This window comes from Bradyrhizobium sp. CCBAU 53340, assembly GCF_015291645.1.
In the GTDB taxonomy this organism is placed as follows: domain Bacteria; phylum Pseudomonadota; class Alphaproteobacteria; order Rhizobiales; family Xanthobacteraceae; genus Bradyrhizobium.
In genome coordinates, this window is the sequence record NZ_CP030055.1 from 5,017,223 (window position 1) to 5,030,894 (window position 13,672).

General features: G+C 59.7%; 10 protein-coding genes and 1 pseudogene. 9 read left to right on the top strand and 2 right to left on the bottom strand.

Features of this window, described 5'->3' with window-relative positions; genetic code table 11:
- Window positions 1-321 precede the first annotated feature (321 nt).
- Window positions 322-1,992, top strand: a complete 1,671-nt coding sequence (locus XH89_RS24010) for a hypothetical protein (RefSeq protein ID WP_194462880.1) — start codon at window positions 322-324, stop codon at window positions 1,990-1,992.
- A 321-nt stretch (window positions 1,993-2,313) separates the two neighbouring features.
- Here XH89_RS24010 and XH89_RS24015 read toward each other — a convergent pair whose 3' ends face one another.
- On the bottom strand, window positions 2,314-5,250 hold the full coding sequence (locus XH89_RS24015; RefSeq protein ID WP_194462881.1) for an acetoacetate--CoA ligase: 2,937 nt from the start codon (window positions 5,248-5,250) through the stop codon (window positions 2,314-2,316).
- A gap of 178 nt (window positions 5,251-5,428) precedes the next feature.
- Here XH89_RS24015 and XH89_RS41135 point away from each other — a divergent pair, with 178 nt between their 5' ends.
- A complete protein-coding gene (locus XH89_RS41135; RefSeq protein ID WP_210345224.1) occupies window positions 5,429-5,713 on the top strand; it encodes a hypothetical protein in 285 nt (94 codons plus the stop codon).
- A gap of 187 nt (window positions 5,714-5,900) precedes the next feature.
- On the opposite strand, the gene XH89_RS24025 is transcribed toward XH89_RS41135, so the two are convergent.
- A complete protein-coding gene (locus XH89_RS24025; RefSeq protein WP_194462882.1) occupies window positions 5,901-6,680 on the bottom strand; it encodes a bifunctional 2-polyprenyl-6-hydroxyphenol methylase/3-demethylubiquinol 3-O-methyltransferase UbiG in 780 nt (259 codons plus the stop codon).
- 360 nt (window positions 6,681-7,040) lie between these two features.
- Here XH89_RS24025 and XH89_RS24030 point away from each other — a divergent pair, with 360 nt between their 5' ends.
- The 7 genes and pseudogenes from XH89_RS24030 (at window position 7,041) to XH89_RS24060 (ending at window position 13,656) form a co-directional block, all read left to right on the top strand.
- Window positions 7,041-7,214, top strand: coding sequence for a hypothetical protein (locus XH89_RS24030; protein ID WP_194462883.1), 174 nt, complete (start codon window positions 7,041-7,043; stop codon window positions 7,212-7,214).
- Window positions 7,189-9,156, top strand: coding sequence for an asparagine synthase (glutamine-hydrolyzing) (asnB, locus tag XH89_RS24035; protein WP_246767596.1), 1,968 nt, complete (start codon window positions 7,189-7,191; stop codon window positions 9,154-9,156). The genes XH89_RS24030 and asnB overlap by 26 nt, the downstream gene beginning before the upstream one ends.
- 91 nt (window positions 9,157-9,247) lie before the next feature.
- Window positions 9,248-10,807 (top strand): chondroitinase-B domain-containing protein, encoded by a 1,560-nt coding sequence (locus tag XH89_RS24040; protein ID WP_194462884.1) that lies wholly within the window; start codon window positions 9,248-9,250, stop codon window positions 10,805-10,807.
- A 98-nt stretch (window positions 10,808-10,905) separates the two neighbouring features.
- Window positions 10,906-11,127: a transposase gene (locus tag XH89_RS24045; protein WP_194462885.1), complete on the top strand. Its 222-nt coding sequence runs from the start codon at window positions 10,906-10,908 to the stop codon at window positions 11,125-11,127.
- A gap of 88 nt (window positions 11,128-11,215) precedes the next feature.
- A complete protein-coding gene (locus XH89_RS24050) occupies window positions 11,216-11,614 on the top strand; it encodes a transposase (protein ID WP_194462886.1) in 399 nt (132 codons plus the stop codon).
- 50 nt (window positions 11,615-11,664) lie between these two features.
- Window positions 11,665-11,874: pseudogene (gene tnpB / locus XH89_RS42125) on the top strand (IS66 family insertion sequence element accessory protein TnpB).
- 153 nt (window positions 11,875-12,027) lie between these two features.
- Window positions 12,028-13,656, top strand: coding sequence for an IS66 family transposase (locus tag XH89_RS24060; protein WP_194462887.1), 1,629 nt, complete (start codon window positions 12,028-12,030; stop codon window positions 13,654-13,656).
- Window positions 13,657-13,672 lie beyond the last annotated feature (16 nt).

Consider the following 13,672-nt stretch of genomic DNA (forward strand, 5'->3'; position numbering starts at 1 on the left):
TAATTCGTCCTGACCTGCCGCAGGCGCGCTGGTAGCGGCGCTGGCCAAGGCGCAATCTGAGAATCCGCTCAAATCGCTGACGGCGACGACCGAAACGCCTACCTGCGCGAAGGCCAGAGCCAGACTCTTCCGGGCCTCGCTCGGAAGGCCTCGATGTTGGGAGTAATCCCTCCGGGCTGTTGCGCTCGACCTATTGGAGATAGCTCGGGCTCGATATTCAGTTCAAGCTCTCATACCGGCTTCTCTTTCCTGACAACCCGTCGGCTTGGGCTCGCCAACAAGATGGTAAGCGCGTGTCACCCTTCAGGAGTTTGCTCGAAAATGAGCGAGGACGAGACGGTCACCGCCGAAAAGGTAGTAGTCGACGCCTACGTGCATCCATCGATCAGCTGGCTTGACCCGGGGATAAAGGATCTCCTGGAGAGTCTTATCCCTGTACGGTTCAAGGACTGCCGGAATCTCCTCGAGCGCCGGCCTGGGGAAGTTGTGCTCAGCCTTTCCGGGGACGAGAGAGTCGCGGTGGAATTATGGAAACGTCAGGTCCGTCACTTTCACGCGATGCCCCATCGGGTTGAGCGAGGCGCCAGCGGCAATGGCAGCAACGTCGTGTTCACTGCGTCCAGGCAGCTCAAGCCCCTCCTACGGAACCGGACATTGCGACACGCCGCATTGTCCAACGCTCCTGTGCTGCAAGATCCTGGTGGCGAAGTCCTTGCATATTTTGATCGCCGCCCAGTGTGGGTTGAAACAAGAAAACACGGATGCGTTGGCCAGATGGTTTCTATTCCTCTGCCAGATTTACGACCAGGGGAACAGCCATTGGATTATCTGAATGGTAGCAACTTTATGCAGCTCTTACCCTTGTTGCAGTTCTTAGTTAAGGAGACTGAAGAAATTGGTTGGAGACACGCGCCACTGCGTGCGTGCTTTACTCTCGATGATCCGAATTTGCGCTTGCCCACATACGGGTTTTTGAATTATCGCGAACTTATCGAGCAAGCGCAAAAGCACCACTTTCATGTAGCGCTGGCGACGATACCATTTGACGTTTCGGGTACGCACTCAAACACTGTGAATTTGATAAGGCACAACCCACAGTGTGTCTCGCTTCTTATTCATGGCAACAATCATACGCGAGCCGAACTGGGCTGGTCTCGCCCACGCGAGCGCTCTTTGGCAATTTTGAGCCAAAGTCTGTCGAGAATCGAATGGCTGGAAAAAACCACCGCGCTGCGGGTGGACCGGGTGATGGTGCCACCTCACGACGCCTTATCCGACAAAATAGCCCCGTTTTTGCTGGGGTTGGGATTCGAAGGCGCCGCACTCGCAATGACAGCTCTACGTGATTGGAACCCCGAAATGGTCAATCGGCCGACTTTCGGGTTACGAATGGCCGAAATGATGAGCGACGGATTCCCTGTATTGGGGCGAATTGAGCTGTCTGCGGCCTGCGAAGGTGATGCTGTCATCTCCGCGACGCTCGGCGCACCGATCATATTCGGTGGGCATCACGAATGTGCGGCTGGAGGTCTTGATCTGTTGTCCGATTGTGCCGCGACGGTGAACTCCTTAGGGGACGTGCAGTGGTGCAGCATCGAAACAATACTGCGGTCGAACTACCTTTCTCGGCAGGAGAATTGCAGGCTGTGGATACAACCATACTCCTGCCGCCTTGAGTTGCGCGTGCCAGAGGGTGTGTCATCAATGATGATAATTGGCCCGCATCGGGTGGATCTCGAAAAAGCTGACGCGTTCCGATTAATTCGAAAGAGCGATGTTGTCGCCGGAAGGCGAACCGTGCTTGTCCACGCGAACACGCCATTTGACGTGGTGCCCGGGGAGGCTGTTGAGTTGATTTCATCGAATTTAGGTGCGATTGACTATCGTCACATCAAGACAGCGCGACCGTCTCCGTGGGTGCTGGTCAGGCGACTCCTGTGTGAAGCTCGCGACAGGGGGCGAGCATTCCTACCTGTGGCGCGCAAGGCATGAGAGATGCCGATCGCCGGAGAGAAGACCTGAACATGCGCAAATCTGGTCCGCTGAGCCCGAGGATTTGTCAGGCGGCCCTCCTCGCCCAGCTCGGCATGGTGACCGAGCACCTCAACCGACACTAGATGCGGTAATGGGCCCGGCTCCGGAGCAAGGGGTCATGATGGTGGCTGTCCCCCGATAAATGATGAAACGGGGGCACGACTTGAGTCGGCCCTAAGCATCTGGAGACGGAGGACAGCCGTGGAGAATTATGCCGGAATCGACGTGTCATTGGAACTGTCGAGCGTGTGTGTTGTGGACGCCCAGGGTAAGATCCATTCATTCTGCGCCAGCAATCGCTGGAGACTTCTCGCGGGAGCTTTCCTGGATTGGGCCCCGGGTTCCCCATGGGCCCGTTATAATATTCTTCAGAACGATTTTGGCTGGATTGCCCATTACGATGGATCCCGCTGGCACATTCTGCAAAACGACGCTGTTTGGTGACACAATGCAATTATCTCCGATTTGAACTCCTGGCATTATTACTGAACCCGCTCCGATCAAGCAGTTGTCGCCAATAAAAACGTCCCTAAATCTTCCGTTTACGAAATCATGAGCAAGTATTGCAGATCGGAAAGCAACCGCGGTATTTTGACCGATATGCATACCAGAAGGATTCACCTTATCAAGTTTTGCGCTAAGCGAGATGCGGGTGCCCTTTTTTATATCCATTTTCCAAACAACAACAAAATACAACCGCCTCAATTCATAGTTGAGCAAAGCTAGCTTAGATCTAAAAAGCGAGATCATCGGTATTGGCATATTATCACTCCGAACAATACTTAGTGTCGCAATTGTCGCGCGCTCGACTCGCGGAAAGGGCTCATCGAGGAAGCGGCAGACCGGCTCCTCGTCCTGCCCCCAACCAGCCTGCTGCGCCGCCATTGCCTCCGCGCCGATGGAAAGTACCGTTGCCAAGGCTTCGACCGACTGCGCCGACAGAAAGGTCGAAAGGGGCATGGGACGGCCAGCATAGCCCTCGATCTCGAGCAGCAGGTTCAGCAGTGCCAGCGAGTCCGCGCCTAGGCCAAGAAGATTCTCGGACCAGCCGATGGGCGAGACGCCCAGCACGTGCTCGCAGATCGCCTGCAGCTCCCGCCGCAGCCGGTCACCATTCGGGATCACCCCACCGGCTGGCGCCGGCCCGTGCGACGCCCTGATGGCCGGAGGCGCCCGGAGAACTGGATGGTTGGCAATCGTTTTGAGGCATTCCGGGTTCTGCAAGGCATCACGGTTCCGCACAGGGCGGCCATTCACCGCATCCCGCGCCGCCGCCTCGGACCGCTTGCCGCTAAATGTGAGGGGAAGCGCCGCGACCTGTGCGATGCGCGCCGGCGCGAAGGCGGGAGAGCCGCAGCGCACAAGCTCCGAGCGGATGTGCTTCGCCAGCATGTCGTCGAGCACCAGGCCTTCGCGCAGCACGACCAGCAGAATCATGCGCGAGCCGCCCGCCTCCTCCTCGGCCTGCTGCTCGACCGCCATTGCCTCGCGGATCTCCTCGATGCTGTCCAGGATTCGGTAAATCTCCGCGGTACCGATGCGGATGCCGCGCACGTTAAGAACGCCGTCGGAACGACCATGCAGCCGCCAGCCGCCTTGGGGAGTAGCCTCGATAAGATCGCCATGCGTCCAGAAGCCGGGGTTCTGGGCGAAGTAGGCGGCATGGAAACGCGTGCCGTCGGCGTCACCGTGAAAGCCGAGCGGGCGGGAGGGAAAAGGATTGGCGCAGACCAGCTCGCCGATGCCCGCCTCCGGATCGTCGGGCGGCGGCAGCGAGCGGACATCAAGGCCAAGGCTGCGGCATTGTATCTCTCCGCGATGGATGGGCAGGTTCGGATTGCCCAGCACAAAGCAGCCGATAATGTCGGTGCCGCCGGAGATCGACTGCAGTGACACCGCTCCATTCACTTCATCCCGAACCCAGTCGTACTGACGTGGATATAAGATCGAGCCCGTAGAGAGCACAGCCCGCAGAGCGGAAAGGTCGAACGCCCGCCTCGGAGAAAAGCGCCTCTGCTCGCAAAAGTGCAGATAGCCAGGATTGGTGCCGAACACGGTCGCACCTTCCTCGGCGACGATCCGCCAGAAGGTGTCCGGCCCTTCGAGCGGCCCATCGTAGAGAACGAGCTCCACGCCGGAGGCGAGCGCGGAGAGCTGCCAATTCCACATCATCCAGCCGCAGGAGGTCTGGAAGAACAGCTTGTCACCCGGGGCGAGATCGCAGTGCAACCGGTGCTCCTTCACATGCTCCAGCAGGGTGCCACCAGCGCCATGCTGGATGCATTTCGGCGGCCCCGTAGTACCAGAGGAGAACATCGTGAACAGGGGCTGATTAAATGGATAACGCAGCCAGCCCGGTCCCTCCTCGTCGCCAACGGCATCGCAGAGCAGATCGGCGAGCCTGTGCAGGGGCACCGTCCTCTCGCCGACGGGAAGAGAGCCGTTGTCCAGCGCAACGATCGCGGCGAGGCTCGGTAGACCGGCCGCCGCACCGGCGACACGCTCGGCGACGGGGGCCCCCGAATCCCACGGCTTCGCCCCGAGACACCCGAATAGCACCACGGGATCTAAGGAGGCGAAGCGCGCGAGGATGGCTGGCACGCCCATGTCCGGCGCGCAGCTGGCGAAGGTCGCGCCAACGGCAGCGGTGGCGAGCGCGGCAATGACCACTTCCGCATTGTTGCGTGCGATAGCCGCGACATGGTCGCCACGACGCACACCCAACCGCTGTAACGATGATGCCAGCCCGGCTACCGCGACGCGCAGTGCGCCGCGCGTGAACCTCTTCTGGCTGCCGCCCCCATGGCAGGCCGTCAGGACGGGTTGGTCTGGACTACCGGCGAGGAGACACTCGGTGTAGTTAAGACGGAGATTCGGGAAAAAGCGGGCGGTCTTGCAGGCATCGCCGACACAGACCGGCTCGACCGCACCCTCCCGAGGTAGCTCGCACCACTCCAGGAAGAGGCGCCAAAAGCTGCGGAACTCCTTCACCGAGAAACGGTCCATCGCAGCATGATCGGGCAGGTTCTGCCCCGTCCGAGCCTCGCACCATTGTCTGAAGGCGGTCAGCTGCGAATGCGCGACAGCCCGGTCATCGGGACGGTACACCACTTCCTCTCCCCTTCCGCCAGAGGAACGACCGTTGCGCAAAATCTCGGTCAGCGGATCGGCAAAAGTTTCTGGCTGGGTGAGTTGGAAAACGTTAGCGTCGGTCATGACGTAGCACTCCTTCGGTGGAGAAGTGTGAGGCTTCGAACACCCCCAAATACGCCACCTTACCCCTTCATGCCGTCACCAACTTTCGCCCATAGCTTGCCGACCTCTAGCTCACACTCGCTGCGGGTCGAACGCAACAGCCCCGAAGGATTACTCTCTTCGGTTTCGTCGCTTCAGTATGGCCAATCATCAAGCCCAGACGGTGTGGGTGGTCTTCAACGGGGACATTTACAACTATCAGCAGCTTCGGCAGGAGTTGCAGGAGCATGGCCACGTGTTTCGTTCCGGACACCGAGGTGATCGTGCACGGCTACAAGCAGTGGGAGGACGCCGTGCCAGCGCCTTGATTCAATTCGCCGCAGGCTCTCAAACCAATGGCCGGCGTGCAGATCGCCGAGTTGACGGCGGTCGTCAAGATGCTCGAGCGTACGCTGCACGGCACGCGCTCGAAACGCTTGCGTAGCGACACTGAGCGATGAGCAGATTGCCTTCGTGTTTAACGAGATCGCGACCGGTGCAGCAGGACGGGTTGAAGCGCCTCGTCGTGAGGCTGGCGATATTCCGCCTGATTGTGACGTGCCGTCCGAAAGGCGGAAATAGCCCAAGAGACCGACACTTGATAGACACGACGCGTCGCTAGAGGCCGCAGATCAGGCGGAAGGGCCGGCGCTGACCTGCGGCTCCGCCCTCGCGGGGAGAGCCGGTTTGCGGATCATCAAGATGATGTCGTCGTAATCGGAGCTCAGGCGGCCGAGAGACAGGACGTGAAGCGTCTTCTTGTAGGCTACCACCAAGTTTTGTCTAAGGCTCTTGTTAGTCAGCGTGCCAGAATACCCATATTCGGCGGCCAGGACCAGTCCGTTCTGTCCGCAGAAGGCCCGAATGCCTTCGCGCGACACCACCTTATCGTAGGTGACGCGGTAGGGGGCGTAGCCTGGCTTGCCGGCGTTCTTCGATCCGCGGATCAGACGATAAAAGAGCACGTGAAACCAGTGCGGCGTCATCCTGGAGGTGAAGCCGAATGCAGAGTAAGGATCGGGGATCACGATGATGATCAGCCCGCCCGGTTTCACCCATCTGTTGAATTTCTCCAGAACCTGCTGCGCCCCCGACACGTGCTCCAGGACAAAGCAGTTGAAGATCACGTCGAAGGTCCGCTCACCGAAATCAGCTGTGCGCAGATCCCCGAGGATCGCTTCGTGGAGGTCCTTCGTTTCGTCGCGCCGGATGCGAAGGGCTTCGGGGTCGAGGTCGATGCCGGTCAGCACATAGCCGTCATCGCCGATGTCGAGATCCCACTTCTGGCCGCAACCAGCTTCGAGGATCTCAAGAACCTTGCCTGGATCCTTGATCGAGCGAATCTCACAGGACATGACCTGCACCGCGTGATCCCAACCGATCGTCAGCGGAATTCGGCTTGGTGCTTTCATCGACTTAGCTCCATTGGAGCAGGCCACTTCCCGTCCGGCCGGCCTCTCGGATGTGGCGCACTCAGCAGACACTTCGCCGCTCGACTTTCTTATTACAAGCAGCCCAGCGGAGAGCGCACTATTGAGGACTACCCCTAACCATGAGCAGCGCGAAATCACCGCGTTGCAACCGTTAAGTTCTTGGCGCTGATCGATAAGCCCAATAAACGGGAAACCAATCCCGCCCAACACACATGATACTTAATTGCATGTGCAGCTGGCCTCACCTTCGGGTAGGAACTGGAGTCGCGGCAGACCGCGTCCTCGAGTCGACAGAGCGGACGGGCGCGAGCCGGGATTGTTGAGAAAACGGAGCTTTCGGTGGAGCTGCTGCTTGCTGCCAAGGTTCTAATTGCCGCGCTGCGGCGTCTCTTGTCAGAAGCTCTGGGCTTGGTCGGGGATCGTTTTGGTATCGGCTGCAGCCTCAACTGGTCACCAAGTCACCAGGTCGCGCTGAAAGGACTCCATCATGTGCGGCATTTGCGGGCAGTTTAACTTCGGAAGCGGTGTGCCCGTCAGCGCTTCCACCATCGAAGCGATGATGGGCACGATCATCCACCGCGGCCCCGACGATGCCGGCCAGCGTTTGGACGGGAATCTCGGCCTGGGTTTCCGCCGCCTGGCGATCATCGATCTGTCAGCCGCCGGCCACCAACCTATGTCCGACCAAGCCCAGACGGTGTGGGTGGTCTTCAACGGGGAGATCTACAACTATCAGCAGCTCCGGCAGGAGTTGCAGGGGTACGGCCACGTGTTTCGTTCCAACTGCGACACCGAGGTGATCGTGCACGGCTACAAGCAGTGGGGTGACGCCGTGCTGAACCGCTTCAACGGCATGTTCGGCCTCGCCATCTGGGACGTGAAAAAGCGCCGGCTGCTGCTGGCGCGCGATCCGATGGGCATCAAGCCCATCTACTACGCAATCCACAACGGATCGCTCGCCTTTGGTTCGGAGATCCGGCCGGTCCGCGTTGCTCTCGGCGAGCCGCCGGGCATTGACCCCGAAGCCGTCGCTCTTTTTCTGCGCTATCGCTACACGCCCGCCCCGCGCACGATGTTCAAGAGCATCCACAAGCTCGCCGCGGGTGAAAGACTCGTTGTCGAAAACGGCCAGGTGCACGTCTCGCGCTACTATCAGTTCGCTCCGGTGCCATTCGCCGCGCAGCCCCGCCCGGAGGAGGCGGCGGAGAAATTGATCGATCTCTACAAGGCGGCCATGAAGCGGCATCTCATCAGCGACGTTCCGCTCGGACTGCTGCTCAGCGGCGGCCTCGATTCGGGCCTGCTGCTCGCGCTGATGAGCCTCTATGGCCGCGACTGGCACACGTTCAGCGTCGGGTATGGATCCTCGTTCGCCGATGATGAGCTCGAGGAGGCCGCTAAAACGGCACGGACCTACGGGGCCAGACACAACGCGGTTCGCCTCACCCGGGAAACGTTTGAAGACGTCCTGCCCCGCGTCGTGAACGTCCTCGAAGAACCGGTTGCCTCGTCGTCGATCGTGCCGATGTACTTCGTCTGCCAGCGCGCCCGTGAAAACGTGAAGGTGGCGCTCATCGGCCAGGGGCCGGATGAGCTGTTCGGCGGATACACCCGACACCTTGGCGTGCGCTATGGCGGCACCTGGCGCGCGCTGCCCGGCTGGTTGCAGACACCCAGTGCCGCACTCGCGCGCGCCCTCCCGCGGACCGATACGGTTAAGCGTGGGCTTTACTCGCTGCACGAGCCCGACCGACTTCGTCGTTTTCAGCAGGTATTCTCCCTGGTCTCGGACGACGCGATGCAGGGGCTTTTTCGCCCCGAGCTGATCGCCGAGGGCGAAGCCACCGTGGCCGCCCGCTGCTGGGAGGAATACCGGCCGGCCTTCGAAAACCTGGACGACCTGAACGCCTTTCAGTTACTCGAGTTGCGCTCGTCGCTGCCGGATGAACTGCTCATGTATGGCGACAAGCTGTCCATGGCGCACGCCCTCGAGGTTCGCGTACCCTACCTCGATCGCGAAGTGGTCGAACACGTCCAGCAATTGGACGCGTCCTTCAAGGTGCGTCATGGCGTTCGCAAGTGGCTTCATCGCGAAGTGAGCAAGCGGCTGTTGTCGTCGGAAATCATCCATCGCAAGAAGCGCGGATTTGCGGTGAATGTGGTCGACGGGTGGCTCCGCCAATCCCTCGACGGACGGATCCGGCAATACCTGGCCGATCCGCAGTCACAGGTCTACCGGTTCTTGAAACCGGCTGCGGTGCAATCCATGCTGCGTGACCACGCGGCGGGCCGGGCCGACCACCACAAGATGCTATTCAGTATCGTCCTGCTGGAGCAATGGTTCCGCATCGCCCACGAACGCGACGCAAACATCCTCTGCATTAACAAGCGGGACGCTCTAAACGAGTCTCCAAGCGGGGTGGCAGCGAGTAGCTCCCCAGCGAGCGCCTCGTAGACCCATGCGTACGTCCAATTATCGGAACTTAATCACTCGCTTTTGCTCATTCCCGTCGGCCAACGTCGCCGCTGTCACGGGCTATTCGGACGTGGACTTTGTGCTCGATAGGGGAACGTGGCCTCCAGCGAAGGTGAAATGGACCCGCGGAGCGGGACCGCTTGGACCGATTGTTGGTTGGAAATCCCCTTCTATTACTCTGCTGCACCTGCTGTGGGCATGTGGTCAACGTGTCCTCTTGTTCCTGGCCATTTTGTTCTTACCCTCAATGACTGCTTCGACCGCAGCGTTCGGTGTCACGTATTTTGCAAATCCCGGAGACAACATCTCGGCAAAACTGAGCGTACTGAAGCCCGGAGACACGCTCATTTTCAACGACGGCACCTATTACCAATTGTATATTAACCCAGCGAACGGTACGGCTCTCAAAGGAACCGCGACCGCTCCTATTGCTCTCAAAGCTGCTAACGACGGCAAAGCTGTTTTTGACTCTGGAAGCACTGCAGAGCCGATTTTTATTACCGGAAGTTCCTATTTGACTCTTGAAGGCTTTGTCGCGCGTAATTCCTCAGCCAGCGTGGTTCATGTTTATGGAGGAGGTCGCGGCGGGCAAAACAACGAACATATTACTCTGCGACGGATCACTGCATACAATGCGGGCGCCGATAACCACCACGTCTTCAACATTGAATACCCGCAAACCAACATTCTGGTCGAGGATTGCGCTGCTTGGGGAAGAGGCAGATACAAGTTTGTTGCTTATCATTCCAGTTACGTCACGTTCAGACGAGATTGGGCTTTTTGGGAGGGAATCACTACTTTTAGCCCCGCTCCGCGCGCGCCCTTTGCCGTGTATGGCGCAAGCAATGTGAGCCTGGAGAATGTCATCGGCACCAACGCAATCCCCACTCAGGCTGACGACAATTACTACACATCGCTTTGGCACACCACCGACGATGCCGTTAATTATCCGGCCAACAATATGACCATGCTTGGGTCTATTTTTTACAATAACTGTGAAGGTCATTGGGAGAACGAGTCGGCTGGTGCTGGTACGTACATGAAGGACAATTACTTCTCCATTCCCGTCAACCCAGCATGCCCACAGTTTACGACGCGCCCCTACGGCGACGGTTTGACGTGGAATTACAATACCAACGCAGGAATCATCACCAACGCAGTATTTGTAAACAACAATGTTGGGCTCAACCAATTTGGCGCAGTCGGATCGCTCTTACTCAGCAACTCCGTCATGCTCAGCAACACAACCGCGGTCGTTTCAAGCGCCACCCATAGCTCCGTCTATTTTTGGGGCAACCGTGATAATGGCATCGTCTTAAAGTCCGGAGATCAAACCATCAATCCGCGCTACGACAGCAACACCTTCGGAACCGGCGCCTACTTTTTCGTGCCCGCGCGCTCACCCCTCAAGGGCGCAGGATCTGGAGGCTCGGACATCGGTGCCAATATCATTCATCAATACGTCAATGGCACATTGACCCAAACGCCACTTTGGCCGTGGCCGATGGAGGGAAGAATCCTCGCTGAAAAGGGCATCAGCGTGACTTACGCGAGCAATGGCGGTTTTTGGAAAACCCTTGATGGCGTATACTCCACGCCCGCGCATGAGTCGAAATCCTCGTCCCGCTAAGCATTGACTTCTTCTCCCATGAGAGTCCTAGAACCTTCGAAATTCTCACGGCAAGCCCCTGTGCGGCTGTCCGGCGCGGCAGTTACCGGTAATGTCTGATGAGGAGAAGGCGAGGATTGGGAGAGACCCTGGTTGCCGGAGCGAATGCATCGGCGATTGCGCGGTCAAATGGGCTCGATCCATCGCAACTTTTCGCGTGGCGCCGCAAGGCGAAGGCCTCTGGGGTGGTCGTGCTATTGGCAGCAGCCCGAGCAAGCCGGTCAAATTTGCGCACTTTGAAGCGATGCGGAGCGACATGTAGAAATTATTATCGGCGATAACGATCATCTTCCACGCCCCCCGCGCCAACGTCTTCCTCCGGTAGGGGCCGCCTTGTCAGGTTAAGACGAGTGCTGTGTAACAGCGCTTATGGACAGCAATAAGTTCAGTGCTCAAATTGAACGGTTTGAGGTTGTCGAGACTGGCCGTCGCCGTCGCTGGACCGATGATGAGAAACTCAAGATCGTTCTGGAGAGTTTGCAAACACCGCGCGCGGTCTCGTCGACAGCACGACGATACGGCATCTCGCGCTCGCTGCTGCTGACTTGGCGACGATCGTTTGGGACGCGGACGAACGAACGACCTCAGCCAGCCTTTGTGCCGGCGATGGTGATGCCAGACCAGCTGCCGGAGCCGGCACTAGCTTCAGCCGGGCCAGCGAGCGGACGCATGGAGATTGTCGTCGGCAAGGCCTGTCGCGTGATCGTGGACGCCGGCGTTGATATGACCGCGCTGTCTCGCGTATTGGATCTGCTGGAGCGGCGATGATCCCGATCGCGGCAGGGGCGAGGATCTGGATCGCAACCGGTCACACCGACATGCGCAAAGGCATGCAGGGTCTGGCATTGCTGGTGCAGGAGGGGCTGGGGTGAGATCCTTTTGCCGGCGACGTCTTTGTGTTCCGTGGTCGTGCTGGCACCCTGATCAAAGCCCTTTGGCACGACGGGGTGGGGCTGTCGCTTTACGCCAAGCGATTGGACCGTGGCCGCTTCATCTGGCCAGCGACGTGGATGGTGTGGTGTCGCTGACGGCAGCTCAGATGGGCTACTTGCTGGAGGCGATCGACTGGCGCAACCCGCAACACAGCTGGCGGCCGCAGAGCGCAGGATAGGTTGCGCAATAGTCCCGTGAGATTGCAAAAGGCGCACGCCAAATCGCGGCTTTTGTGATTCCATCGGTGCATGGGTGACGGTCCCGAGAAGCTGCCGGAAGACATTGAGGCGCTGCAGGCGGCGTTGCTGGCGACCCGCGCCGAACTCGCCAGCGTTCGCGCCCAGCAGTCTGACGACCATGCGCTGATCGCTCACCTGAAGCTGCAGATCGAAAAGCTGAATCGGGATAGTTATGGCCCTCGCTCGGAGCGTACCGCAAGGCTGCTGGGTCAGCTCGAACTGGCGCTGGAGGAGCTTGAGGCCTCAGCGACTGAGGACGAACTCGCTGCCGAAATGGCCGCGGCCAGGACGACGAAGGTGGCCTCGTTCACGCGCAAGAGGCCGTCGCGCGAACCGTTCCCGGACCATCTGCCTCGCGAGCGGGTGCTCGTGCCGGGACCTGTGGCGTGCGCCTGCTGCGGCGGCTCGCGATTGTCCAAGCTCGGCGAGGACATCACCAAGACGCTGGAGGTGATCCCGAAATCCGGGAATGTGATCCAGCACGTCCGGGAGAAGTTCAGCTGCCGTGATTGCGAGAAGATCAGCCAGGCCCCGGCGCCCTTCCACGTCATCGCCCGTGGTTGGGCCGGCCCCAGCTTGCTGGCGATGGTGCTGTTCGAGAAGTTCGGCCAGCACCAGCCGCTGAACCGGCAGGCCGAACGCTATGCCAAGGAAGGCGTGCCGATCAGCCTGTCGACCCTCGCCGACCAGGTTGGTGGCTGCACAGTTGCGCTGACGCCCTTGTTCCGGCGCCTCGAGGCCCATGTGCTGAGTGCCGAGCGATTGCACGGGAACGACACGACGGTGCCGGTCCTGGCCAAAGGCAAGACCGACACCGGCCGCATCTGGGTCTATGTACGCGACGACAAGCCTTTTGGCGGGCAGGCCCCGCCGGCAGCAGTGTTTTATTACTCGCGCGATCGCGCCGGCGAGCATCCCCAGGCCCATTTGGCCGGCTATAGCGGCATCTTCCAGGCCGATGCCTATGGCGGCTATGGCAAGCTTTACGAGGTGGGCCGCAACGCAGGTCCGATCCTGGAAGCGGCGTGTTGGGTCCATGCCCGCCGGCCGTTCTTCGTGATGGCTGATCTGGCGGAGAATGCGCGCCGCAAGGTACAAGGCAAAAAGCCAGCGGTGATCTCGCCGCTGGCGCTGGAAGCAGTCCGCCGGATCGATGCCTTGTTCGAGATCGAGCGCGGCATCAACGGCGAGACGCCCGAGCAGCGCCGGGCCGTCCGCCAGGAGCGCAGCGTCCCGCTGGTCGCTGATCTGAAGGTCTGGATGCTTGAACAACGCGCCAAGCTCTCCCGGCGCAACGATGTTGCCAAGGCGATGGACTACATGCTCAAGCGCAGGGATGCGTTTACCCGCTTCCTCGATGATGGCCGCATCTGCCTATCGAACAACGCCGCCGAACGAGCCCTGCGCGGCATCGCCCTGGGGCGGAAGTCTTGGCTATTCTGTGGCTCCGACCGCGGCGGCGACCGTGCCGCGATGATGTACAGCCTAATCGTCACAGCCAAAATGAACGACGTGGATCCACAAGCCTGGCTCGCCGACGTCCTGGCACGCATCGCTGCACATCCGGTCCAACGGCTCGACGAACTTCTGCCCTGGAATTGGCGCGACCGAAATAAGCAGGTCAACCAAGCAGCCTGAGTGACCGCTACGCGGC

Bases quoted from the DNA above. Each gene is read 5' to 3' on its own strand.
- XH89_RS24010 (WP_194462880.1), top strand. From the start codon at position 322: ATGAGCGAGGACGAGACGGTCACCGCCGAAAAGGTAGTAGTCGACGCC.
- XH89_RS24045 (WP_194462885.1), top strand. From the start codon at position 10,906: ATGAGGAGAAGGCGAGGATTGGGAGAGACCCTGGTTGCCGGAGCGAAT.
- asnB (WP_246767596.1), top strand. From the start codon at position 7,189: ATGTGCGGCATTTGCGGGCAGTTTAACTTCGGAAGCGGTGTGCCCGTC.
- XH89_RS41135 (WP_210345224.1), top strand. From the start codon at position 5,429: ATGGCCAATCATCAAGCCCAGACGGTGTGGGTGGTCTTCAACGGGGAC.
- XH89_RS24015 (WP_194462881.1), bottom strand. From the start codon at position 5,250: ATGACCGACGCTAACGTTTTCCAACTCACCCAGCCAGAAACTTTTGCC.
- XH89_RS24060 (WP_194462887.1), top strand. From the start codon at position 12,028: ATGGGTGACGGTCCCGAGAAGCTGCCGGAAGACATTGAGGCGCTGCAG.
- XH89_RS24025 (WP_194462882.1), bottom strand. From the start codon at position 6,680: ATGAAAGCACCAAGCCGAATTCCGCTGACGATCGGTTGGGATCACGCG.
- XH89_RS24050 (WP_194462886.1), top strand. From the start codon at position 11,216: ATGGACAGCAATAAGTTCAGTGCTCAAATTGAACGGTTTGAGGTTGTC.